The sequence below is a fragment of the Dietzia aerolata genome (assembly GCF_014144865.1).
GTDB lineage: Bacteria > Actinomycetota > Actinomycetes > Mycobacteriales > Mycobacteriaceae > Dietzia > Dietzia aerolata.
Genome location: NZ_JAALDM010000066.1, coordinates 1 through 22,088, shown reverse-complemented (window position 1 = coordinate 22,088; position 22,088 = coordinate 1). Strand labels below are relative to the sequence as shown.

At 67.4% G+C, this 22,088-nt stretch carries 24 protein-coding genes and 1 pseudogene; 16 read left to right on the top strand and 9 right to left on the bottom strand.

Going from position 1 to position 22,088, the window contains the following annotated elements; all coding sequences use genetic code 11:
• Nucleotides 1-75 precede the first annotated feature (75 nt).
• A complete protein-coding gene (locus tag G6016_RS05020) occupies nucleotides 76-627 on the bottom strand; it encodes an LURP-one-related/scramblase family protein (RefSeq protein ID WP_182631600.1) in 552 nt (183 codons plus the stop codon).
• Between the two features lie 249 nt (nucleotides 628-876).
• Here G6016_RS05020 and G6016_RS05015 point away from each other — a divergent pair, with 249 nt between their 5' ends.
• The 5 genes from G6016_RS05015 to G6016_RS04995 all read left to right on the top strand — a co-directional run bounded on the left by G6016_RS05015 (nucleotide 877) and on the right by G6016_RS04995 (nucleotide 5,686).
• Nucleotides 877-1,539 (top strand): TetR/AcrR family transcriptional regulator, encoded by a 663-nt coding sequence (locus tag G6016_RS05015; RefSeq protein WP_380023804.1) that lies wholly within the window; start codon nucleotides 877-879, stop codon nucleotides 1,537-1,539.
• Entirely contained in the window at nucleotides 1,539-2,921 is a 1,383-nt protein-coding gene (locus G6016_RS05010; RefSeq protein WP_182631599.1) for a cytochrome P450, read from the top strand. The genes G6016_RS05015 and G6016_RS05010 overlap by 1 nt, the downstream gene beginning before the upstream one ends.
• Nucleotides 2,922-2,961: 40 nt before the next feature.
• Entirely contained in the window at nucleotides 2,962-3,162 is a 201-nt protein-coding gene (locus G6016_RS05005) for a ferredoxin (RefSeq protein WP_182631598.1), read from the top strand.
• A 29-nt stretch (nucleotides 3,163-3,191) separates the two neighbouring features.
• Nucleotides 3,192-3,767 carry a nuclear transport factor 2 family protein gene (locus tag G6016_RS05000; RefSeq protein WP_182631597.1) on the top strand — a complete coding sequence of 192 codons (576 nt, stop codon included), beginning with the start codon at nucleotides 3,192-3,194 and terminating at the stop codon, nucleotides 3,765-3,767.
• Nucleotides 3,768-4,015: 248 nt separating this feature from the next.
• Nucleotides 4,016-5,686 carry an AMP-binding protein gene (locus G6016_RS04995; protein ID WP_182631596.1) on the top strand — a complete coding sequence of 557 codons (1,671 nt, stop codon included), beginning with the start codon at nucleotides 4,016-4,018 and terminating at the stop codon, nucleotides 5,684-5,686.
• Between the two features lie 74 nt (nucleotides 5,687-5,760).
• Here the strand turns inward: G6016_RS04995 and G6016_RS04990 are convergent, their stop codons facing one another.
• Both G6016_RS04990 and G6016_RS04985 read right to left on the bottom strand, forming a co-directional pair.
• Nucleotides 5,761-6,138, bottom strand: coding sequence for a PH domain-containing protein (locus tag G6016_RS04990; RefSeq protein WP_182631595.1), 378 nt, complete (start codon nucleotides 6,136-6,138; stop codon nucleotides 5,761-5,763).
• A gap of 154 nt (nucleotides 6,139-6,292) precedes the next feature.
• Nucleotides 6,293-6,463 carry a hypothetical protein gene (locus tag G6016_RS04985; protein WP_182631594.1) on the bottom strand — a complete coding sequence of 57 codons (171 nt, stop codon included), beginning with the start codon at nucleotides 6,461-6,463 and terminating at the stop codon, nucleotides 6,293-6,295.
• Between the two features lie 181 nt (nucleotides 6,464-6,644).
• Here G6016_RS04985 and G6016_RS04980 point away from each other — a divergent pair, with 181 nt between their 5' ends.
• Complete coding sequence (locus G6016_RS04980) at nucleotides 6,645-7,415, top strand: SDR family oxidoreductase (RefSeq protein ID WP_182631614.1); 771 nt, start codon at nucleotides 6,645-6,647, stop codon at nucleotides 7,413-7,415.
• 95 nt (nucleotides 7,416-7,510) lie between these two features.
• On the opposite strand, the gene G6016_RS04975 is transcribed toward G6016_RS04980, so the two are convergent.
• A complete protein-coding gene (locus G6016_RS04975) occupies nucleotides 7,511-8,860 on the bottom strand; it encodes a lipase family protein (RefSeq protein ID WP_182631593.1) in 1,350 nt (449 codons plus the stop codon).
• Nucleotides 8,861-9,180: 320 nt separating this feature from the next.
• On the opposite strand from G6016_RS04975, the gene G6016_RS04970 reads away from it, so the two are divergent.
• The 3 genes from G6016_RS04970 to G6016_RS04960 all read left to right on the top strand — a co-directional run bounded on the left by G6016_RS04970 (nucleotide 9,181) and on the right by G6016_RS04960 (nucleotide 11,712).
• Nucleotides 9,181-10,650, top strand: a complete 1,470-nt coding sequence (locus G6016_RS04970) for an MFS transporter (RefSeq protein ID WP_182631592.1) — start codon at nucleotides 9,181-9,183, stop codon at nucleotides 10,648-10,650.
• Nucleotides 10,651-10,768: 118 nt separating this feature from the next.
• The gene (locus G6016_RS04965) at nucleotides 10,769-11,092 is read left to right on the top strand and encodes a DUF1801 domain-containing protein (RefSeq protein WP_182631591.1); all 324 of its coding nucleotides are present in this window, start codon (nucleotides 10,769-10,771) and stop codon (nucleotides 11,090-11,092) included.
• Nucleotides 11,093-11,136: 44 nt separating this feature from the next.
• The gene (locus tag G6016_RS04960; RefSeq protein ID WP_182631590.1) at nucleotides 11,137-11,712 is read left to right on the top strand and encodes a dihydrofolate reductase family protein; all 576 of its coding nucleotides are present in this window, start codon (nucleotides 11,137-11,139) and stop codon (nucleotides 11,710-11,712) included.
• A gap of 12 nt (nucleotides 11,713-11,724) precedes the next feature.
• Here the strand turns inward: G6016_RS04960 and G6016_RS04955 are convergent, their stop codons facing one another.
• Entirely contained in the window at nucleotides 11,725-12,159 is a 435-nt protein-coding gene (locus G6016_RS04955; RefSeq protein ID WP_182631589.1) for a universal stress protein, read from the bottom strand.
• A gap of 151 nt (nucleotides 12,160-12,310) precedes the next feature.
• Nucleotides 12,311-12,733, bottom strand: a complete 423-nt coding sequence (locus G6016_RS04950; RefSeq protein ID WP_182631588.1) for a hypothetical protein — start codon at nucleotides 12,731-12,733, stop codon at nucleotides 12,311-12,313.
• A 191-nt stretch (nucleotides 12,734-12,924) separates the two neighbouring features.
• Between G6016_RS04950 and G6016_RS04945 the strand changes: the two genes are divergently transcribed.
• The 4 genes from G6016_RS04945 to G6016_RS04930 all read left to right on the top strand — a co-directional run bounded on the left by G6016_RS04945 (nucleotide 12,925) and on the right by G6016_RS04930 (nucleotide 16,631).
• On the top strand, nucleotides 12,925-13,530 hold the full coding sequence (locus tag G6016_RS04945) for a hypothetical protein (protein WP_182631587.1): 606 nt from the start codon (nucleotides 12,925-12,927) through the stop codon (nucleotides 13,528-13,530).
• Between the two features lie 197 nt (nucleotides 13,531-13,727).
• A complete protein-coding gene (locus tag G6016_RS04940) occupies nucleotides 13,728-13,937 on the top strand; it encodes a heavy-metal-associated domain-containing protein (RefSeq protein WP_182631586.1) in 210 nt (69 codons plus the stop codon).
• Nucleotides 13,938-13,986: 49 nt separating this feature from the next.
• Complete coding sequence (locus G6016_RS04935; RefSeq protein WP_182631585.1) at nucleotides 13,987-16,320, top strand: heavy metal translocating P-type ATPase; 2,334 nt, start codon at nucleotides 13,987-13,989, stop codon at nucleotides 16,318-16,320.
• On the top strand, nucleotides 16,317-16,631 hold the full coding sequence (locus G6016_RS04930) for a metal-sensitive transcriptional regulator (RefSeq protein WP_182631584.1): 315 nt from the start codon (nucleotides 16,317-16,319) through the stop codon (nucleotides 16,629-16,631). The genes G6016_RS04935 and G6016_RS04930 overlap by 4 nt, the downstream gene beginning before the upstream one ends.
• A gap of 6 nt (nucleotides 16,632-16,637) precedes the next feature.
• Here the strand turns inward: G6016_RS04930 and G6016_RS04925 are convergent, their stop codons facing one another.
• Nucleotides 16,638-16,865 (bottom strand): hypothetical protein, encoded by a 228-nt coding sequence (locus G6016_RS04925; RefSeq protein ID WP_182631583.1) that lies wholly within the window; start codon nucleotides 16,863-16,865, stop codon nucleotides 16,638-16,640.
• Between the two features lie 55 nt (nucleotides 16,866-16,920).
• On the opposite strand from G6016_RS04925, the pseudogene G6016_RS04920 reads away from it, so the two are divergent.
• Nucleotides 16,921-17,295: pseudogene (locus G6016_RS04920) on the top strand (hypothetical protein); the annotation flags it as partial.
• 12 nt (nucleotides 17,296-17,307) lie between these two features.
• On the opposite strand, the gene G6016_RS04915 reads toward G6016_RS04920, so the two are convergent.
• Nucleotides 17,308-17,955 carry a TetR/AcrR family transcriptional regulator gene (locus tag G6016_RS04915; RefSeq protein ID WP_182631582.1) on the bottom strand — a complete coding sequence of 216 codons (648 nt, stop codon included), beginning with the start codon at nucleotides 17,953-17,955 and terminating at the stop codon, nucleotides 17,308-17,310.
• A 188-nt stretch (nucleotides 17,956-18,143) separates the two neighbouring features.
• On the opposite strand from G6016_RS04915, the gene G6016_RS04910 reads away from it, so the two are divergent.
• Nucleotides 18,144-19,124, top strand: a complete 981-nt coding sequence (locus G6016_RS04910; protein ID WP_182631581.1) for an oxygenase MpaB family protein — start codon at nucleotides 18,144-18,146, stop codon at nucleotides 19,122-19,124.
• Nucleotides 19,125-19,129: 5 nt separating this feature from the next.
• On the opposite strand, the gene G6016_RS04905 is transcribed toward G6016_RS04910, so the two are convergent.
• Nucleotides 19,130-19,705 carry a DapH/DapD/GlmU-related protein gene (locus G6016_RS04905; RefSeq protein WP_182631580.1) on the bottom strand — a complete coding sequence of 192 codons (576 nt, stop codon included), beginning with the start codon at nucleotides 19,703-19,705 and terminating at the stop codon, nucleotides 19,130-19,132.
• A gap of 797 nt (nucleotides 19,706-20,502) precedes the next feature.
• Here G6016_RS04905 and G6016_RS04900 point away from each other — a divergent pair.
• Nucleotides 20,503-22,088 (top strand): cobyric acid synthase (locus tag G6016_RS04900; protein ID WP_182631579.1); only part of this gene is annotated, 1,586 nt, incomplete at its 3' end.

Here is a 22,088-nt window from a genome sequence, read left to right as displayed (position 1 = left end):
GCTGCTCGTCCGGGGAGGCGGCCGGGCAGGTGTGCGGCCGGTCCGGTGCGCGGCCGGTCCGGTGCGCGGGCCGGCTCAGCTGTTGCGACTGCGCTTCTCGCGGATGAGGTCCAGCGCCAGCACCGCGCCGATGATCGCGTGCCGCTGGGGGGCGGTCAGGTTCTCGGCAAGTCGCAGCGAGTAGGTCGACATCCCGAGGAAGGCGTTCCCGAGCCCGGACCACTCGCGCGACACCGTCCCCATGGCGCCCATCGGACCGTTGATCTGGAACTCGAATCCCCAGATGTTGCCGGACAGTTCGAGCTCCTCGCCCTGCAGGTCGAGCGAGATGCGTGTGCCGAAAAGTGCGAGTCGGCGCACCAGTGACGCCAGCGGTTGGCCGTGGCCGTCGTAGATCTCCATCCGTTCCCGGCCGAGGGTGTAGGTGTCCTTGACCTGGATCACCGGATTCCCCGGCCCCTCGAACACGGTCAGCTCGCGCGACCCGGCGAACATCCGCGCCAGCGTGCTGCCGCCGGTTTCCACGTGGCCGATCTGGGTGCCCTGCCCGTCCATGATCGCGAAATCGTTCTTGACGAAATTCGAGGTCTGCTGGAACACGAGGACATTGCTCATCAGTCCGCTCATGGAATCCATCGTCCCCGCGCGGCCGGCGGTCTGCAGCGCTGGCTCGTGAAAAAAGATCGTGCGACGACGACAACGCCACGCGCCCATCGTGCCCGCAGGCCGAGCGCTCGCCGCGTCCGCGTATTCGACTCCGGTGCCGGGGTCTTCTTCATCGCTGTCGGCTCGTGCGCCCGCTCGCAGCGGGCTGGCCGTGTGCCACACATTTCTTTAAACGAAAGTCTTTCATTAAAACCGGACTTCCTTTAGTCTGTGATCGTGACCACAGACCGGGCCGTGCGGCGGCGAACTCTCACGCGAGAGAAAGTGATCGACAGTGCTCTGCAGCTGGTCGATGACCGGGGGCTGGACGAGCTGTCCATGTCGGCTTGCGCGCAGCAGCTCGGCGTGGTCACCGCATCCCTGTACAACCACGTCGACAATCTCGAGGACCTGCGGGTGGCGGTTCAGGTGGCGGCCATGTCCGCTCTCGGCGAGCACCTTTCCCTGGTGGCGATGGGTCGCTCCGGTCCGGACGGCTTGCGGGCCCTGATGGATGCGCACCGGCAGTGGTCCACCAACTACCCGCGCCGGTATCACGCGCTCACCGCGGCATCCACGAACCCCAATGCGCTGATCGCGTCCGCGATGAAGCTCAACGATGCTCTCCGCGCGGTCCTGCTCTCCTGCGGCCTCGCGGAGGAGGAGACCTTCGATGCCGCCGCGTCGCTGTTCGCCGCACTGCACGGGTTCTCGTCACTCGTGAACTCCGGCTTCATCGCCGACGACGCCCACCGGGACCGGGTCTATGAGTCGGTGGTGCGCAGCGCCCTCGTGGGGGTCATCGGCGAGGCCTCCGGTCCCGTGAGCAGAGCACCAGAGCAGCAGTCGGCTGGCCACAAGGCCATGTCGACCCAGAACGAGGAGATGATCTGATGACCAGTACCGAGAGTCCCGTCGATTTCTCCGCCCTCTCCGAGCCGGGGCGCGTCTCCGGTGGCGAGGGCGAGCTCGGGCACATGGACGAGTTGCGTGCCGATCCGATCAGTTTGTTCTGGCGCGTCCGGGAGGAGTGCGGGGAGCTGGGGGTCTTCAAGATCGCCGACCGCGACATCTGCCTCGCGTCGGGCGCCGCGGCGAATGAGGCGTTCTTCCGCGCGCCGGAGGAGTCGCTCGACCAGGCGGCCGCGTACCCGTTCATGACCCCGGTGTTCGGTGAGGGAGTCGTCTTCGACGCCAGCCCCGAACGTCGGTCGGAGATGCTCCACAACACCGCGCTGCGCGGCGAGCACATGCGTCAGCACGCGGTCACCATTCCGCGTGAGGTCGAGCGCATGGTGGCCGCGTGGGGTGACGAGGGTGAGATCGACCTGCTGGAGTGGTTCTCCGAGCTGACCATCTACACCTCGTCGGCGTGCCTGATCGGGCCGAAGTTCCGGGAACAGCTCGATGAGCGGTTCGCGCATCTGTACCACGATCTGGAGCAGGGAACCGACCCTCACGCCTACATCGACCCGTATGCCGATATCCCGTCGTTCCGCAAGCGTGACGCCGCGCGTGAGGGTCTCGTGGAGTTGGTGTCGGCGATCATGGACGACCGGATCGCCAATCCGCCGACCGACAAGGATGACCGCGACCTGCTGGACGTGCTGGTCTCGGTCAAGAACGAGGACGGGCAGCTGCGGTTCACGCCGGACGAGGTCACCGGCATCTTCATCTCGATGATGTTCGCCGGCCACCACACCACCTCGGGCACTAGTGCCTGGATGCTCATCGAGTTGCTCAAGAACTCGGACTACCTCGCCGAGGTCGTCGCCGAGCTGGATGAGGTCTACGCGGACGGCGCCGAGTACTCGTTCGGCGCCCTGCGTCAGATGCCGAAGGTGGAGAACGCGCTCAAGGAGACCCTGCGCCTGCATCCGCCGTTGATCATCCTGATGCGCGTGGCCCAGGAGGACGTGCAGATCGGTGACTACGTCGTCCGCGCTGGCCAGACCGTGGCCGCATCGCCGGCGGTGTCCAACAGGTTGCCGGAGGACTTCCCGGACGCCGACACCTTCGACCCGGACCGGTACGCCGAGCCGCGGCAAGAGGACATCGTCAACCGGTGGACCTGGATCCCGTTCGGGGCCGGCCGCCACCGCTGTGTGGGCGCCGCGTTCGCGCAGCTGCAGATCAAGGCGATCTTCTCGATCCTGCTTCGCGAGTTCGAGTTCGAGCTCGCCCAACCGGCCGACAGCTACCACAACGACCACTCGAAGATGGTGGTGCAGCTCGCGCAGCCGTGCAAGGTGCGCTACCGGCGCAGGAAGCGGTGACCGGCGCCGCGGTGCCGGTCGGGGAGACGAGGTGACAGTGATGCGAGTCGAAGTCGATTTCGACCTGTGCCAGGGCCATGCCGAATGCCAGGCGGAAGCGCCGGACTGGTTCAGCGTCGGCAAGGGCTCGGGGGCCAAGGTGCGTGCCAAGCGGGGCGAGGTCCCCGCCGATCAATTGCCGGCCGTGAAGGACGCGGTCAAGTACTGCCCGACCCAGGCACTGCGCCTGGTCGAGGACTGAAATAATCCACAACCCAGGAGTGAGTTGACGTGACCAGGTATGACCGCGCCGAGATCGCGGAGTTCGTGCAGGAATGGATCGACGCGAACGCCGAGTGCGAGCGCAACAAGGACTGGCGGCCGCTGGAGCGGTTCTACGCCGAGGACGCCACCTACGGCTGGAACTACGGCACCAAGGACGACTTCATGGCAGTGGGCCGCGATGAGATCCGGGAGATCGCGCTCGGTCAGGAGATGGCCGGGCTGGACGGCTGGGAGTACCCGTACATCCGCACGATCATCGACGCGGAGACCGGGGACGTCCTGTGCCTGTGGAAGCAGATCGCCCGCGGCACGACCGACCCGAAGACCGGTGAGCCGTACCAGGTGCACGGGCTGGGCGGCTCGTGGTTCCTCTACAACGGCAATCGTCAGTGGGCCTGGCACCGGGACTTCTTCGACTTCGGCAACGTCGTGGACCTGTTCATGCGCATGTACGAGGCCGATGCACTGACCGATTCCATGAAGAAGCGGTTCGAGGGTGCGGGAGGCAAGCCGGCCGGCTGGTACCGCATCGAGGACAGCCCTGCCCCGCTGTGGCCGGTCAACGGTCCCGACGAGATCTGATCCGGTGTGCCGCGCACCCCGAGGGCGCCGACGCATGCTCCGGCCTCGGGGTGCGCGGTCCGGGATGTGCGAGAGAACGTTGCTAATTCGCAGGTCATCACACCAGACGCTGACGTAGCCTGACCACCACGGGAGTGGGCAGTTGTCTACTGGGTTGTCTGCATTCGTCGGCTCCCGCCACCGGATGGAGCGGGATCACTGGCCCATGAACACCGCTGTAATCCGCTGAAATCCGCGTAGGGGGAAACGTGACAACCCAGGAATTCAATATCGCACTGACACACGAGGCGATCAGCGAGGCGCTCGCTGATCGGGAAGCGATCGTCTGGCGCGACCGGCGACTGACGTACGGGGACCTGACCGACCGCAGTCGTCGCCTGGCCACCTACCTGCATCGTGCGGGGTTCGGTGTCCGTCGTGAGAGGGCTGACCTGGCTCCGCACGAGTCCGGCCAGGACCACGTGGCGCTGTACCTCTACAACGGTAATGAGTATCTCGAGGGCATGCTCGGGGCGTTCAAGTCACGCTGCGTCTCGGTGAACGTCAACTACCGCTATGTCGCGGATGAACTCCGGTATCTGCTCCAGAACTCCGAGTCCAAGGCGATCATCTACCACTCGAAGTTCGCGCCGCTGCTCGCCGAGATCAGAGACGACCTGCCGGAGATCACGCTCTGGCTCCAGGTGGCGGACGATTCCGGCGAACCGCTACTTCCCGGTGCGGTGGATTATGAGGAGGCGCTGGCCTCGGTCCCGGCGGATCTGCCGGATGTCGGCCACTCGCCCGACGACCTGTACATGATCTACACCGGCGGCACCACCGGCATGCCGAAGGGCGTGTTGTGGCGCCAGCACGACATCTTCATGTCGGCGATGGGCGGCCGCACCCCGGGCGTGTGGGATCCGGTGACGAGCTACGACGAGGTCGTCGATCGCGCGGTCAACGGCATGGGCGGGGTGATGCTCATGATCCCTCCGCTCATGCACGGTGCCGCGCAGTGGTCGGCGTTCATCCTCATGCACCAGGGCGCGAAGCTCGTGATCCCTGACGAGAACCGCAGGATGGACCCCGCCTCGGTGCTCCGTGCCCTGGAGCGGGAGAAGGCCAGCACCATGACCGTGACCGGCAACGCGGTGATGCGGCCACTCCTGGATGAGATGAAGACGGAGAAGTACGACCTGTCGAGCCTGACGATCATCGGCAACGGCAGTGCCATCATGACCGAGGAGCTCAAGGCAGAAGTCCTGGATTTCCTGCCCAACACACTGATCAACGACTCCGTGGGGGCGTCCGAAACGGGAGCGCAGGGCTCACACCTGTCGGTCAAGGGAGCCACGTCCACAGGGCGTTTCGGTACCGGCCCCGGTCTGGTCGTGCTGGATGTGTTCATGGAGAAGCTCCACGAGCCCGGGCACGAGGAGCCGGGTTGGATGGCCCAGTCGGGGTGGGTTCCGCTGGGCTACCTCAACGATCCCGAGAAGTCGGCCCGCACGTTCCCGGTGATCGACGGCCAGCGCTACGCGGTCCCGGGGGACAGGGCGCGGCTCCTCGAGAGCGGGGAGATGGAGTTGCTGGGCCGTGATTCCGTCTCCATCAACACCGGCGGCGAGAAGGTCTTCGTCGAAGAGGTGGAGAAGGCGGTGGCAAGCCACCCGGCGGTCCGGGACGTCAACGTCGCCGGCCGTCCGCATGAGAGGTGGGGGAACGAGGTGGTGGCCGTGGTCGAGTTTGTCGAGGGTGTCAGCGCGACCGAGGCGGAGCTGGTTGCTCACGTGGGCAAGGCACTCGCGCCCTACAAGGTCCCCAAGGGCTGGGTCATGGTCGACCGCATCCAGCGTTCGCCATCGGGCAAGGCGGACTACCGCTGGGCAAAGAAGCTGGCGGCCGAGGCGGCCGAGTCGGCTGGCGGGGCCGGCTGACAGGCCACTGGCCTGCCCTTGATTCCACATGCGTCGCCGCTGCCGTGGTCCGCTCGTAGACCGCGGTGGCGGCGTCAACCGTTGAGGACGACGTGGGAGATGAGGTGGTCGAGCTTGCGGATGTCGACGTCCTTGCCGAGATTGATCTTGATGTGGCCTGCCCGAGTCCACAGTTCGAGCTCGGAATTGAAGTCGAGGATGCGACCCGCATTCTCTGACGACCACATATTGATCGAGTTATACGGCAGCGAGTAGATCTCCACCTTCTTGCCGGTGAGTCCTTGGGCGTCCCGCACGATCAGACGCTTCGTGGTGAAAATGGCGGAGTCGCGAAACGTCTTGTAGGCGGCGATCGGCTGTTCGCCCTGGACCAGCAGGGGACCGATGTCGTTCGGGATAGGACATTCGGCAACGAAGGTCCAGGCGGCGATGTTCGCGATGGACGAGGTCACGTGCTCTCCGATCCTGTCGACTGGGCGCCGATGCGACAGACGCCCCCAAGCCGCAGCATACGGCCCGGGGGCGTTCCGAGTAGTTCGGGTTGTTCGGGTGATCCAGCTGTTTCGGGCCGTTCGAGGGGCGAACGTGCCCGGTGGCGGCGGGAGTCTAGGAGAGCCCGCCGAGAAGGTCGGTCGGGAGCATGCCGGTCACGCTGTCTCCGCTACCTCCGCCGCTGCCCTGGGAAATCAGCGAGCCGAGGCCCAGTGAGCCGAGGAGGGGTGCCGCCAGGGATCCGATAACCATCGATCCGATTGATTCCATGCCAAGTGAGTCCACGAAGGTGCTCCTTTCAACGGTAGTGAGAGGGGGTGATCCTGCTCACATGGGCGGGAATATCGGCCCGCGAGGTGATGCGCCATGATGAATGGCGTGGCAGGGTTGTCCAGATCCGCACGCAGAACATGCGCCGCAGGATCGAGGGGATTCGCGCGCAGGAACATTCATGGGGGAGCAGCACATGCCATCGATCTTCATTTCAGGCGGCGCCGCCGGTATCGGACTGGCCACCGCGGAGCGCTTCGCGCGTGAAGGCTGGACGATCGGCGTGTACGACGTCGACAAGGCGGGCCTGGCCGCGGTGCAGGCCGCGCACCCCGACTGGATCACCGGCGAACTCGACGTCCGCGAGGTTGACCAGTGGGAGAAGGCCTTGGCCGATTTCACCTCGCGCACCGGCGGGACGCTCGACGTGCTCGACAACAATGCCGGCGTCCTGGTGGCAGGGGATCTGGATGAGATCTCGCCAGCGGCGGTGAAGGCGCAGATCGACATCGACGTGCTGGGCGTGACCCTCGGGGCGCAGGCCGCACTGCCGTACCTCAAGGCGACGCCGGGCGCGCACATGGTGAACATCGCCTCCGCGTCCGCGATCTACGGCCAGCCCGGGATCGCCACCTACAGCGCCGCGAAGTTCTACGTCGCCGGGCTGACCGAGGCGCTCGAGCTGGAGTGGGAGAAGCACGACATCCGCGTGGTCGGAATCTGGCCGCTGTGGGCAAAGACCGCACTCGCCGACAACGACGCGAAGACCACCGAGACCCTCGGCGTGCGGATCACTCCCGAACAGGTCGCGGACAAGGTGTGGCAGTCGGTGCACCCCACGGCGCTCGACCGTAGCATCCACCGCACGTCGTACTCGGTGGGACTCCAGACGACCGTGCTGGCCAACATCTCGAAGTTCTCGCCCAACTTCATCACCCGTCTGGTCAACAAGGTCCTGGCGCAGTAGCGGCTCGACGCCGCCGCGTCGGCCGGGGAGGCTCCGGCACCGCTCTCCAGTGGAGAAGGCCCGGTCCGCACTCGCGGACCGGGCCTGAATCGTCACTACTCCATGTGGGCGTCGAGCCAGTCGATCGTCTGCATTCCGTAGAGGTCGGTGAACCAGCCGTAGGGATTGCCGAGAAGCTGCTGCATGCTGCAGTCGGTGGGCTGGTAGTCCACGCTCGCACCCTTCTCGCGCCACCGGTTCACGAGGATCCGCGAGTCCTCGGCGGGGACGATCGACATGAACGAGTCGTCGGCCACGCACGACGCGACCAGCACGTCGATCTCGCGGCTCGGGGTGCCCAGGCCCATCAAATTGTCCTGGTAGGCGTGTTGGAACTCCTCGATGTACGCCGGCGACTGACCGTTGATGAACAGTGAGTTCAGAGGTAGGTACGGCAGCGCGTAGTAGGCGGGGAACTGGCACTGCGTGCGGTAGTAGTCGGCTATCGCCTTGCCGACCGGCGTCAGGTGGTCGTCGACCCGCATCTCGGGGTAATGCGGCTCGAGCCCGAGCAGGGTCGCGAACGCGAAGCCGGAGCCCATCGACCCGTCGGCCTTCTCGATGAACGAGCGGTAATCGGGCACCATGCCCTCCATGACCGCGGCATCGATGTTGAGCTCGGGCGCGTAGGAGTCCGCGATCTCCACGGCGTGACCGGTGCCCACACCGCCGCCGGCGATCCCGAACATGCCGATCGGCGCGTCCGGCGACAGGCCGGTCAGATCGGGATCGAGCGCCGCGCGCAGCAGGTCGAGGTTGGTGCGGGCGTTGTACCGGCCGGCAAAGACGCCGTGCGGGCTCAGGTCGCCGTTGTTGCCGACATCCGACATGACGAGAGCCCACCCCTTGTCGAACATCTGGGCCATGGGTCCGAGCGCCGACCACGATGCGGTGTCGACCGGGTCCGACCCCGTCCACATGGCCGACGGGTGGCAGTTGGGCCCCACGCCGTCGTTGGCCATCTGGAAGCTCACCACGCGACGCTCGGAATCGGGCGTGCCATCGACGGGGATCATGACGATCCCGGTGCTGATGTCCGGGGCGCCGTGGATCGTCGTGGTGACGTACATCAGTCGGTATGCCGCGATGTTGCCGGGCCGGATGCCCGCGAACTGCACGTCGAGCCTTTCCGACTTGAGCAGTGTCCCCGGTGCCTCCCGGCCGGTCAGCTCCGGCTCATCGTAGAACGGCGAGATGGTCACCAGCGGAGTGATGAGCTCGTCGGGGCTCGCGGGTCGCCCGGTGGCGAACGCCTCCTCGACGAAGTCGTTGAGCACCTCATCCGGGTGCGGTGTGCGGTTGGGCGGATCCGCGACCGCGGAAGGGGCGGTGACGACTCCGGCGACCAGGGCGGCGCTCGCGAGTAGCGCGGCCCCAGTGGTGCGAAGGCGAGACGAGATTTTCATGGGTGAGTGCTCCCGGACGACGTGGGGCCGGAGGACGCCGACCGATATTGAGAGAAACCTTAACGTCGGGTGTGGTGTCGGTGGGGGTGAATGGGTGTACACAGTGCACAGAAAATTCGGTATCGCTTAGCCAAATCCATACCATCTGTATGAAGTTGGCCCACAAGTGTGACGGCGGACACGCTGGAGTTCTACCGTAGAGCCCACTCGGCGGCCGCTACCCGGCCGCCCGGGCCCAGGCATCACCCGCCACGACAGGCGAGTCCATGCATCCGTCACCGCGGATCAGGTCACCGCCGTCACCGAGGAGGACGAAAGATATGACGGATTCGCGAACCGATCCGCGACGAGGTGATGACGACGGTGTCGTCGTCGTCGACACAGGAACAGACACCACCGCGGCGGGGGACCCTTCCTCCACTACGTCGGTAGTGGATCCGGCGCCGGTTCCGCGGAGCCGGATCATCTTCGCCTCCCTCATCGGCACGACGATCGAGTTCTACGACTTCTACATCTTCGCCACCGCGGCGGTCTCGGTCTTCCCCCTGATCTTCTTCGCCGGCGGCGACGCCGGCACCGCCCTGCTCGCCTCGATGGCGACCTTCGGCACCGCGTTCATCGCGCGGCCCCTCGGGTCGATCATCTTCGGGCACTACGGTGACCGGCTGGGACGCAAGGTCACCCTGGTCGGCGCGCTACTGACGATGGGTATCGCCACCTTCATCATCGGCCTGCTGCCGACCATCCAACAGATCGGCCTGTGGGCGCCGGCGATGCTCACGATCCTGCGCTTCTTCCAGGGCATCGGCCTGGGCGGCGAATGGTCGGGCGCCGCGCTGCTCGCCTCCGAGACCGCCCAGCCCGGCAAGCGCGCCTTCGCGGCGATGTGGCCGCAGCTCGGCGCGCCGTTCGGCTTCATCCTCGCAAACGGCGTGTTCCTGCTGCTGACCATCTGGTTTGTCTACGACTCCACCGCCGCCGAACTGACGGACCCGTTCCTGGTGTGGGGCTGGCGTATCCCGTTCCTGCTGTCGATCGTCATGGTCGGCGTGGGCCTGTACGTGCGGCTGCGCATCGAGGAGACGCCGGTCTTCGCCAAGGCGATGGCGCAGAACGAGCGCGTCAAGGCGCCCGTGTCCGAGGTGTTCCGCAAGAACTGGTGGGAGATCATTCTCGGCACGTTCATCATGCTGGCCACCTACGGCCTGTTCTACCTCATGACCACCTGGATCCTGTCGTTCGCGATCGGCGGCGAGGACACCGGCGGGCTCGGCTACGGCTACCGGTCGTTCCTCATCCTGCAGGTGATCGCGATCCTGCTGTTCGCGGCCTTCATCCCGCTCGCCGGCTACCTCGCGGACCGGTTCGGGCGGCGGCGGATGCTCATCACCACCACCGTCGGCATCATCCTGTTCGGCCTGTCCTTCGGCTGGTGGCTCAGCCCCGAGGCCATGGGCACCGGCGACGGCCTCGACGTGACTCGGATGCTGGTGTTCCTGTGCGTCGGCATGTCGCTGATGGGCCTGACGTTCGGCCCGATGTCGGCGGTGCTGCCGGAGCTGTTCCCCACCAACACCCGCTACACCGGCTCGGGCGTGGCCTACAACATCTCCGCCATCCTCGGCGCCGCGCTCACCCCGTTCGTCGCCGTATGGCTGGTGCAGCACTTCTCCGTGGCGTGGGTGGGCTACTACCTGGCGGCGCTGTCCGTGCTGACCATCATCTCGCTGATCCTCGCCCCCGAGACCAGCAAGAAGTCGTTGTATACCGACGAGCCCGCGCACACGTAGGCGACCCGCACGCCCCCCGGATCCCCAGTTCCCCAGTGGATGGATCCGGGGGTCTCGCCGTTCCGGAAGGTTTACGCTGTGTGCCTAGCGTTCTCGCCTGACTGTGGGAGGAAACCCGATGGATGTTGCCAAGAAGGTCTCAAAATGGCCCGACGGGGCGCGCCAGATCGGTGAGCGGCTGCACGCCGTGATCTCGGAAGCCGCCCCGGGACTGACGCCGCGATCGATGTGGGGCGCGCCCGGGTACGCGCGGCAGGGCAGGGTGTTGGTGCACTTCCGGCAGGACGACGGGCTGGTGACGTTCGGGCTCACCGAACACGCCCGGCTCACCGTTCCCGCCGGTTCGACCGACCAGCTCATGCCCACCTCGTGGGCGCTGGAATCGATCGACGAGGCGACCGAGCTGCGGGTGGCGCAGATCGTGCGCGACGCCGCGAGCTGAGCTCGCGCGGAAGGTTCGGACAAGCGGATCGGGAGGCGGCAACGATGGGCAGTCTGAGCTACACGGCGACGGTCTCACTCGACGGGTACGTGGTGGACGCGGACGGGGATTTCCAGTGGTCCGGTCCCGATGACGAGGTGTTCCGCTTCCACGTGGAACGCATGGGCCCGATCTCGCACGAGATCCTCGGCCGGAAGACCTACGAGCTGATGCGGTATTGGTACGCGGACCCCGACACCGAAGACTGGGGGCCCGACGAGCGGGAGTTCGCCCGGCGCTGGCGGGACATCAGCCACATCGCGGTCTCCACGACCCTGACCGCCGACGCGCTCGAGGACCCCGCTGATCGACTGATGTCCTCGCTCGAGGAGGCCGTATTGCGGCGCATCGTGGACGAGGCGCCCGGCGAGGTGGAGATCTTCGGCCCCACCACCGCGGCGGCCGCGATCCGGGCGGGGATGGTGGCCGATTTCCACTTCTTCGTGGTGCCCAAGGTGGTGGGCGGCGGCATCTCCGCCCTGCCGGACGGGGTGAGACTGGACCTGCGGTTGGCCGAGCGGCGGCTGTTCGGTGACACCGTCTACCTCCACTACCGGCCCGCGGAGGGTGGCGGCGCCTAGTCCTTGGAGCGACTAGTCCTCAGAGTGGGGCGGCATCACCACGACGGGGCATTTGGCCCGCGCCACCACGTACTGGCTGACCGAGCCGAGAAGCATCCCGGCGAACGCGCCGTGGCCGCGGCTGCCGATCACGAGAAGCCCGGCCTCCCCCGAGTGCTCGACCAGCACCTTCGCGGGGTGTCCCTGGAGCACCTTCTGCTCGACCTGCGCATCCTCGCCCAAGGCCTTGGCGATGGTGTCGGCGAGGACGGTGCGCATGTTCTTCTCAAGGTTCTCGGGATTCTCCCAGGCCGCCATCCCGTACGGGCTGTGCATGGCCGGGACCTCGAAGACGCCATAGGCGTGGAGTGGGGCGCCCACGGACCCCGCATGAGTTGCGGCCCACCGAAGGGCCCGCACCGAGTCCTCGGATCCGTCTACTCCGACGATGACAGGCTTGTTGTCCATGGGGTCCAGCTCCTCGCGACGGTGAACGGTTCCCGCCGGGACCGTCGTATCCCGACGACACCCCTATCGTAACGCCGCAGGCCCGGCAGCATCAGGGGATCGGGGTATCGGGGCCCCAGGCCGATCGATCGCCCGGCCTGGGGCCCGGAGATCAGGCGAGGTCGTCCTCGTCCGAGGCGACGGGGCCGCCCGGTTCGCCGAGTCCGTAGCGATCGAGGATCGCGCGGACCGCCGCGCCCCACCGGGCGTGCGCGGCCTGTCGGGAGATGCCGGCGGCCCGGCCGATGGTCTCCCAGGTGACCCCCCAACGACGCAGGCCCATGACCGAGGCCGTGGCGTCGAAACCGGCGGCGTGCTCGATGCGAAACGCCAGGAGCTGGACGGCGACGTTCCAGTCGTCCGCGTTCTCCGGCGCGGGCCCGAGGAGTCGCTGGGCCTCGGTGTGGGTGGCATTGACGGCAGCGGCGTGCGCGGTCTGCACCGCCTGGTCGAGGTCGAGGGACAGGGCGGTGTCGAGGAAGGTGTCAGGGCTGTCGGGACGGATCTCGGTGTGATCGTGCCGGTCGGCACTCATGACGTCAACGGTAGATTGACAAGAGCGGTGCGTCAACAGCTAATTGACATGCGAGTGGGGGGGGTGTGGGTGTTGTCGTCGTCATACTTTTCTTGGAGGGGACTTAACGTGTGGTAAGCACGGCACAAACGACGACCCGAGCGCAGGTCGGTGGGCTTGTCTCGCGCCCTGCGCTGGGCGAGGGTGAGGCCATGAGAACCGTGACACGCCCCGCCCTCGCCGCCGCCTCCACCGCCGCACTCGGACTCGCACTGGCCCTCGGTGTCCCAGCCGCGAACGCCCAGGATCGCGGCGTCCCGGACGATTCGGGGCCGCTCGGCTCCATCGGCGCGACCTCGGTCGGCGTCGCCGAGAAGGCCGGCGTCGGCTCGGCCGCCGGATCGCTGCCCGGGCAGTGCTCGGCGATGGGCTCGGTCGGGATTGGCGACAGCAACCACACCGGCGCCGTGCCGGGCGAGAACCCCGGCGAGACGGTGTTCCTCGTGGACCAGAACCTCAACTCCGAGGGCAGCACCACCACTGAGAACCTCGAGATCACCTGGGCCAACACTGACACCGGCGCCACGGGAACCCTTGTCCGGGGCCACGGTGACGGCGACATCGGCTGGATCGACTTCGAGGGCGACAGCACCCTGGGTGCGATCGTCGACACCGGACCCGGAATCATCGAATGGACCATGGACGCCACCGAGGACGGCATGTTCCTGCCGACCATGTCGCTCCACATGGTCGGCCTGGACGTGGGATCGAACAGCAACCCCTACGGCGGCTGCGGCGGAACGGTCACCGTGCCCTGATTCCGTCGGCCGCCCGCGTGCGGCCCCGGCGTCGTGCCGCCCCCGTGGAGCCGTTCCGCGGGGGCGGCGCCCTTTCTGGCGGGGGGGATCGGTGGGTTGGCGAGGATGCGGCCCTTCTTGACCTATACCCATAGGGGGTATAGGTTTACTGGTGTCCGGGAGGAGTCGGACCACACACGTCGAAGAAAGGAGCCGTCATGGCTGCCACCACCAAGGAGTACACCGTCGAGGGCATGACCTGCGGACACTGCGAGATGTCCGTCAAGGAGGAGGTCGGCGAGATCGCCGGCGTCACCGCCGTGGAGGCCTCGAGCAAGACCGGCGCCGTCACCGTCACCGGCGAGGACTTCACCGACGATCAGGTCGCCGCGGCCGTCACCGAGGCCGGCTACACCGTCACCGCCTGATCCCCGAGAACCGACCGACCCTCTTCATCTGACGAAGGACTGATCTCCGATGGCCACCATCAACCCCGTGGCCGACCTGATCCAGGTCGACCTGGGTGTCACCGGCATGACCTGTACGTCCTGCTCGGCCCGGGTCGAGCGCAAGCTCAACAAGCTCGACGGGGTTGACGCGACGGTCAACTACGCCACCGAATCGGCAACCATCTCCTACGACCCGGCCAAGGTCGAACCGGACGTCCTCATCGACACCGTGAGAGGTGCGGGATACGACGCCTTCACGATGGGGGACGACGACGACAACGTCGACGGTGACCCGATCGGGGGCTCCGGAGGTGTTGGCGGTTCCGGCGGCGGGTCCGGGTCACACGATCAGATCGAAGCGGCACGGGAGCGCGAGACGGCCGATCTCAAGCATCGGCTGATCGTGTCCGCACTGCTGACCGTGCCGGTCGTGCTGTTGAGCATGGTTCCGGCGCTGCAGTTCACCAACTGGCAGTGGGCCGTGTTGACCATGGTCACGCCGATCTTCTTCTGGGGCGGCGCACCGTTCCACAGGGCCACCCTCGTGAACCTGCGCCACGGGTCGTTCACCATGGACACGCTCGTGTCGATGGGCACCGCGGCCGCTTACCTGTGGTCGCTGTGGGCGCTCTTCCTCGGCAATGCCGGAATGCCCGGCATGAAGATGGAGATGCACCTGCTGCCCTCGGGCTCGACGATGGACGAGATCTACCTTGAGACCGCCGCCGTGGTGATCTCCTTCCTGCTGCTCGGCCGCTGGTTCGAGACCAAGGCCAAGGGGCAGTCCTCGGCCGCGCTCAAGGCGCTGCTCGACATGGGCGCCAAGGACGCCGCCGTCCTCCGGGACGGCCGGGAGGTCCGCGTGCCGATCGGGCAGCTGCAGGTCGGCGACGTGTTCGTGGTCCGTCCCGGCGAGAAGATCGCCACCGACGGCCGCGTCACCGACGGGTCCTCCGCCGTTGATGAGTCAATGCTCACCGGCGAGTCCGTGCCGGTCGAGGTGACCCCCGGGTCCACGGTCACCGGGGCGACGATGAACACCTCCGGCCGACTGCTGGTCGAGGTCACCCGCACCGGTCAGGACACCACGCTGGCGCAGATGGCCAAGCTGGTCACCGAGGCACAGTCCAAGAAGGCGCCGGTCCAGCGACTGGTCGACCAGATCTCGCAGGTCTTCGTGCCGGTCGTGATCGTCATCGCGATCATCACGCTGCTGGTCCACATGTTCGTCCTGGGCGCGGGCCTGGCTCCGGCATTCACCGCGGCTGTGGCGGTGCTGATCATCGCCTGTCCCTGTGCTCTCGGACTGGCCACCCCGACCGCTCTGCTCGTCGGTACCGGCCGGGGCGCGCAGATGGGCCTGCTCATCAAGGGCCCTGAGGTGCTGGAGTCCACCCGGCGCGTCGACACCATCGTCATGGACAAGACCGGCACCGTCACCTCCGGAATCATGTCCGTCAGCGACGTGACCGTGCCCGAGGGCCGCGACCGTGCGGACGTTCTGGCCAAGGCCGCGGCGGTGGAGGCGGCGTCGGAGCACCCGATCGCCCAGGCCATCGCCCGCGAGGGCGCGCGGGCCGGCGAGTTGCCGGAGGTCACCGACTTCGCCAACACCGCGGGACGGGGTGTCACCGGCACCGTCGACGGCGCAGTGGTGACGGTCGGCCGCCCGGCCGGTGACCTGCCCGCCGCGCTGGCGACCGCCTTCACCGGAAGCCAGGAGCAGGGCGGCACCCCGGTGGTCGTGCAGATCGACGGCGAGGCCGCCGGCGTGATCACCGTCCGCGACACGGTCAAGCCCACCTCTGCCGAGGCCGTGGCCGGTCTCAAGGAGCTCGGCCTGACCCCGTGGCTGCTCACCGGTGACAACGCCGGAGCCGCCCGGGCGGTCGCCGCCGAGGTCGGGATCGATCCGGAGAACGTGATCGCCGAGGTCATGCCCGACGACAAGGTCGCGCAGATCGAACGGCTGCAGGACCAGGGTGAGAACGTGGCCATGGTCGGTGACGGCGTCAACGACGCGGCCGCACTGGCCCGCGCCGAGCTGGGACTGGCCATGGGAGCCGGCACAGATGTGGCGATCGAGGCCAGCGACATCACCCTGATGAACGACGACCTGCGGTCGGCGGTCGACGCGATCCGGCTCTCCCGGCGGACCCTCGGCACGATCAAGGGCAACCTGTTCTGGGCGTTCGCCTACAACGTGGCGCTCATCCCGGTCGCCGCGATCGGCCTGCTCAACCCGATGCTCGCGGGGATCGCCATGGCGTTCTCGAGCGTGTTCGTGGTGACCAACTCACTGCGCCTGCGTGGCTTCTCCTCCAGCTACCGGACTGCAACGACAGAAGGAGTCAAGGCATGACCTCCACCGAGTCTGACGGCGACTACCACTCGCACCACGGCTACATCCAGGACCAGGACCGCTACAAGGCGCGACTCAAGCGGATCGAGGGTCAGGTCCGGGGCATCCACCGGATGATCGAGGAAGAGCAGTACTGCATCGACATCCTCACGCAGGTCAGTGCCGTGAACTCGGCGCTGCGCAACGTGGCCCTCGGACTGCTGGACGATCACATGCGGCATTGTGTCCGCGACGCGGTCGAGGAGGGGGACGAGGCCGCCGAGGCGAAGTTCACCGAGGTCGCGGACGCGATCGCCCGCTTCGCACGCTGAGCGACCTCACCGCGGAAAGCGCGCTGGAACCGCCGGACTGATTACGTCCGGCGGTTCCAGCGCGCGGTCGACGGTGATCGGCGCCTCCACGTGGTCCAGCCCGTGGATGAACCGTCCGTCGAATCCGGCGAACAACGCTCCCGCGTCGCCGATCGGATGCTCGGCGGTCACGTAGGTGCCGGCAGCAAAGCCGTCCAGAGAGGTGAAGTAGTTGTGGATGCGAACGCGGGACATGGGTGACACCCGTCCAGGTAGGGGTCCTCAGGCCACCTCGACGCTAGACCTTTTCATCCACCCGCAGCCCGCGGGCGTCGCCGTGACCGACAGTTCCGCCAGGTTCGTCGGCTGGCACGCCATCACCATCCTCCGGGCCGCGCTCGACCCCGAAGGCACTATGCGGGTCTACTTCTTCAACCCCAACAACGACAGCGGCCAGGACTGGGGGGACGGTGTCGTGGTGAGCACCGCCGGACACGGCGAGCGATTCGGCGAATCGTCACTGCCGTTCGAGCAGTTCGCCTCGAGGCTGTACATCTTCCACTTCGACCCCCTCGAACCCGGCGAGACCGGATCGGTGACACGCGAGGAGATCGACGCAGCCATCGGCTACCTGCACCGGAGCTGGGGCGGCGACAGTCTGCCGGAACTCGAGCCAGCGCCCTGATGCCCGATTTGGTTACCTAGCCAGCTGGGCGGCCAGCGCGGTGATCAACGTGGTGGCCAGCCTGGCAACCGCCGGGCCGTCGAGTGGGGCTGAGCCGGTGTTGTCGTCGTCAGATCTTTTTTCTCCCTCGTTGAGCCACACCGACAGCAACTGGGTCACCCCGCCCACCACGAAATGGGCGGCCTGGACCGCATCGATCCCCGGCGGTGCCGCATCGCCGACCGTCTCCGCGGTGATCTGGGCGAAGAAGGCGGTCGACTCCTGTCGCTTGCGCGAGATCAGCGGGTTGTTGATGCGGTACGAGAAGAGCACATGCCCGGCCCTCGGGTTAGCTTCCAGGCTCGCGACCAGCACCGTCATCGCGCTGGCGATCTGCGCATCCAACTCGGCCGGGGTGGCGAAGGCGTCGGTCACGGCCGCGGCGAGCTCGGCGACACAGGTGTCGTACGCCGTCTCGGCGAGCTCGTCCGTGGAGCGGAAATTCTCGTAGAAATAGCGGGAGGTCAGGTTGGTCCGGGCGCACACCCCGCGGACGGTGAGTTTCTCGCCGGCGATGAGCTGATCGATCGCCGCGTCCAGCAGGCTCTGGCGGCGCTGGGCTTCGCGATCGGCCGACGACAGACCGCCGTAGATGCGCCCCTGCTTGCCTTGCGCTGCCATGACTCGTCTCGGATCCGCCGTGTTCACGTGCTGGTTACCGGTCCGACCCTAGCAACGTGGCGGGAAGGGGGAGGGGCCGGAACCAATCTGACTACATCCTTGCTCAGATGGTGGGTGTGGGTCTACCGTGAGGTCATCCGCCCCGGGCGACCGCCCGAGGCCACCCGCACCGCCAAGGATGGATGCCGATGACCGCGGTACAGATTCCCGCAAGTACGCTCGGACCGCCCGGCCCGAGCGGCCCGACCGGCTCGTCTGGCCCGACCGCGTCCGCTCGTGCTGCGGCCCGCTCGGCGCTGCGCTCGTTCGTCGCCCGCCGCCGACCGGCTGAGCGTGACCTCACGCAGATCGACTCGCTGCTCGACCTGTCCAGTGGCCTGTGGCTGTGGCTCGCCGGCGCGAACGTCGTGATGCAGCTGGCCAATCCGGCCGTCGGCCACGGGGTGGTGGAGAGCCGCGTCGAGTCCGGGCGCGTGGACCGGCACCCCATCAAGCGCGGCCGCACCACCGGGCTGTACCTGGCCGTGGCCACGCTCGGAAACGCGGACGACCGGCAGTTCATGCACGACGAGGTCAAGCGGATCCACGACGAGGTGTTCTCGACCTCCGACTCGCCCGTGCGTTACTCGGGTAACTCGCAGAAGCTCCAACTGTGGGTCGCGTTGTGCCTCATCCGGTTCTTCGTGGACCAGTACGAACTGCTCTACCGGCCGCTGAACGCCGCCGAGCGGGAACACGTCCTGAGGCTGGGTGAGCCGCTGGCGACCGTACTCAACGTCCGTGCCGACGCCTGGCCGGCCACGTGGGACGAGTACGAGAAGGTCTTCGCCGAGGGAATGGCCGAAGCGAACTTCGACGAGCCTGTCCGCGAGATGCTCGACGACCTGTGCGCGTTCGGGCCGCTGGACGGCAAGCTCGCCGGCTCCGGCACCGTGCTGCACCGCACCGTCGGGCCCGTGCACCACTCGTACACGCGGTTCGGTATCCCCGGCCCGACCCGAGAGAAGATGGGCTGGGAGGTCGCCCCCGCTGACCTGCGACGCAAGCGCCGGATTCACGCCGTTGCCCGCGCCGCCGATCTGGTGGTGCCCATGCCGTTGCGCAAGCTCTACACCGTCGCGCTGTGGGATATGCGGGCGCGGCGGACCCTGGGGATCGACGTGTTCTAGTCGCGCTAGTCGACGGAGTCGAGGGTGCGGACCACCCGTGCGGGCGAGCCCACCACCACCGAGTTCGCCGGAACGTCCTTGGTCACCACCGACGCGGCCGCTACCACGGCGTTCCGCCCGATCGTGACCCCGGACAAGATCGTCGAGTTGGAGCCGATCCAGACATTTCGGCCCACCACGATGGGCGCGGGGATCATGTCCGCCCGACGGGCCGGGTCCATCGCATGATTGAGGCTTGCGAACACCGCGTTGTGCCCGATCAGGCAGTCATCACCAATTGTCACCCCGCCCTGATCCTGGAAGCGGCACCCGGAGTTGATGAAGACCCGCTCGCCGAGTCGGAGGTTCTTGCCGAAGTCCGAGTACAGCGGCGGAAACACGGCCACGGACTCGGCGACCGGTCCGCCTGTCAGCTCGGAGAGTAACTCTCGGACCCGCCGAGGCTCCTGGTAGCTGCCGTTCAGTTCTGCCGTCACCCGCAGCGCGTCTTGGCTGGTCCGGTGCATCACCTCGTGCAGCGGCGAACCCCCACTGATGGTCTCGCCGGCATTCAGCGCATCGAGAAGGTCTTTTAACTCCACCGTGTGTTCCTCACCTCGGGGTCGGTAACCGCACTATAAGCCGAGTTCGCCCATGCGGACGCTGATGCGGGGGTCGGTGCTGACGACGGGGGCTTCCTTGTCGACCCAGGAGTCGCCGTCGAAGTAGAGGCGGAAGATCTTTTCTGCGGTGCGGGTTGCGAGCGCCTGCGGCGATGGGCACCAAGGAAGCGTTGATGTTCCGCGGGTGCGAGGCCATCGGACTGCCCGTGCAGACCTCCCGAGACATCACCCGATCGGACAGCGCCTCACCGAGCCCCAGGGCGACCGGCCGGGCGAGCTGGTCGCCCATGCCGAGGTAGTTGTCGAAGAGATCCATGACGAATTCGCCACCGCCGACCTCGATCGGGCCGGGGTCGGTCCTGGGCGTGCCCTGCTGGCGCGACCACTCGTCGGGACCGGGCATGCTCATGACACAGAGTCCCCGCATGGTGTCGAGCGAGAATGCGGAGAACGCGTCGAGCACCACACTGCCCTATGCGTTGGCGGCTGGGGCGACCCCCACGGCTCCGGGCAGGAACGCGTCCGACCCGACGACTGTGCCGAACATAGATGCCCGGGCGAGGAAAGTGCGTCTGTTGAAAGCTTCCATCGGTCCTCCTCGTCGCAACGGCGGCGGTCACGCATGTGAATGTGACTCCACTCACACCTGTTGAGTGTATTAGAGCGCCCAGAGGCGGAGTATCGCAGGGGGTCAGGCGATTTCCTCAGGAACCGCAGTCGGGGCCAGGGGTCGTGACCGCCGGGGCCCTCTTCATGCCGCCGACTACCATCGACGCGTGACCTCCTCGCTGCTCATCGCCGGTACTACCTCCGATGCGGGCAAGACGGTCGTGGTGACCGCGCTGTGCCGGGCGTTCGCGCGCCGGGGACTGAAGGTGGCACCGTACAAGGCGCAGAACATGTCCAACAACTCGATGGTCGTGCGCTCCTCGCGCGGTTCTGCCGACGCCACGGATATCGATACTTCCGGCTCCGACCCCGCCCGCCATGCCGGCCACGGCGAAATCGGTCGCGCCCAGTGGATCCAGGCCGTCGCCGCGAAGGTCGAGCCGGAGCCCGCGATGAACCCGGTGCTCCTCAAACCCGGCGGCGACCGCCGCAGTCACGTGGTGGTGATGGGTCAGCCCGCCGGCACGGTGTCCTCCCGCGACTTCGTCGACGGCCGCGCGCACCTGGCCGAGGCCGCATTCGCCGCCTACGACGACCTCGCCTCGCGCCATGACCTGGTGATCTGCGAGGGCGCCGGCAGTCCCACCGAGATCAACCTGCGCGGCAGCGACTACGTCAACATGGGTCTGGCCCGCCACGCCGACATGCCCGTCGTGGTGGTGGGCGACATCGACCGCGGCGGTGTCTTCGCCGCACTCCACGGCACGGTCGCCCTCCTCGAGGCCGCCGACCAGCGGTTGATCGCCGGGTTCGTGCTCAACAAGTTCCGCGGCGACGCCTCCCTGCTCACGCCGGGCCTGCGGGAACTCGAGCGACTGTCCGCCCGGCCGACGCTCGGGGTGCTGCCGTGGCATCCCGACCTCTGGCTCGACTCGGAGGACGGACTGTCGGTGCCCGCCCCAGGCAGTGCCTCGCCCGCGGCGGACGACCCGAACGCCCTGCCCGCCGGCACTGCCACCGCACCACTGCGCGTGGCGGTCATCCGATTGCCACGCATCAGTAACTTCACCGATGTCGACGCGCTAGGCCTCGAGACGGATGTAGAGCTGCGATTCGTCACGGAGCCCCGCGACCTGGCGGGTGCCGACCTCGTCGTCGTCCCCGGAACCAGGGCGACCCTCGCGGACCTGGACTGGCTCCGCGCCCGGGGCCTCGACCGCGCCATCTCTACACACGTCGAGCGCGGCGGCGCGGTGCTCGGGATCTGCGGAGGTTGCCAGATGCTCGGCCGCGAGATCGCCGACCCCGACGGCATCGAGGGCCACCCCGGCGCGCGCGTCGACGGCCTCGGATTACTAGCCCTGACCACCCACTTCTCCGCCGACAAGGTGTTGCGCCTGCCGTCCGGGCGGGAACTCGGCGAGGACGTGGCCGGGTACGAGATCCACCACGGACGAATCTCGCGAGGTGACGACGACGACGAGTTCATCGGCGGCGGTCGGCGGGGTCGGGTGTTCGGCACCATGTGGCACGGCACGCTGGAGGCGGATGGTTTCCGGAGCGCGTTCCTGGCCGAGGTGGCTGGCTTCGCCGGGGCCGAGGCGGGCGACTCCGGGCGGGCCGGGGCCGTGCGCGAACCCTCGGGAGTGAGCTTCGCGGCGGCGCGGGAGGCGCGGCTCGAACTGCTCGCCGACCTTGCCGAGGAGCACCTCGACCTGGACGCGATCCTCGAGCTCGCGCAGTCCGGCCCGCT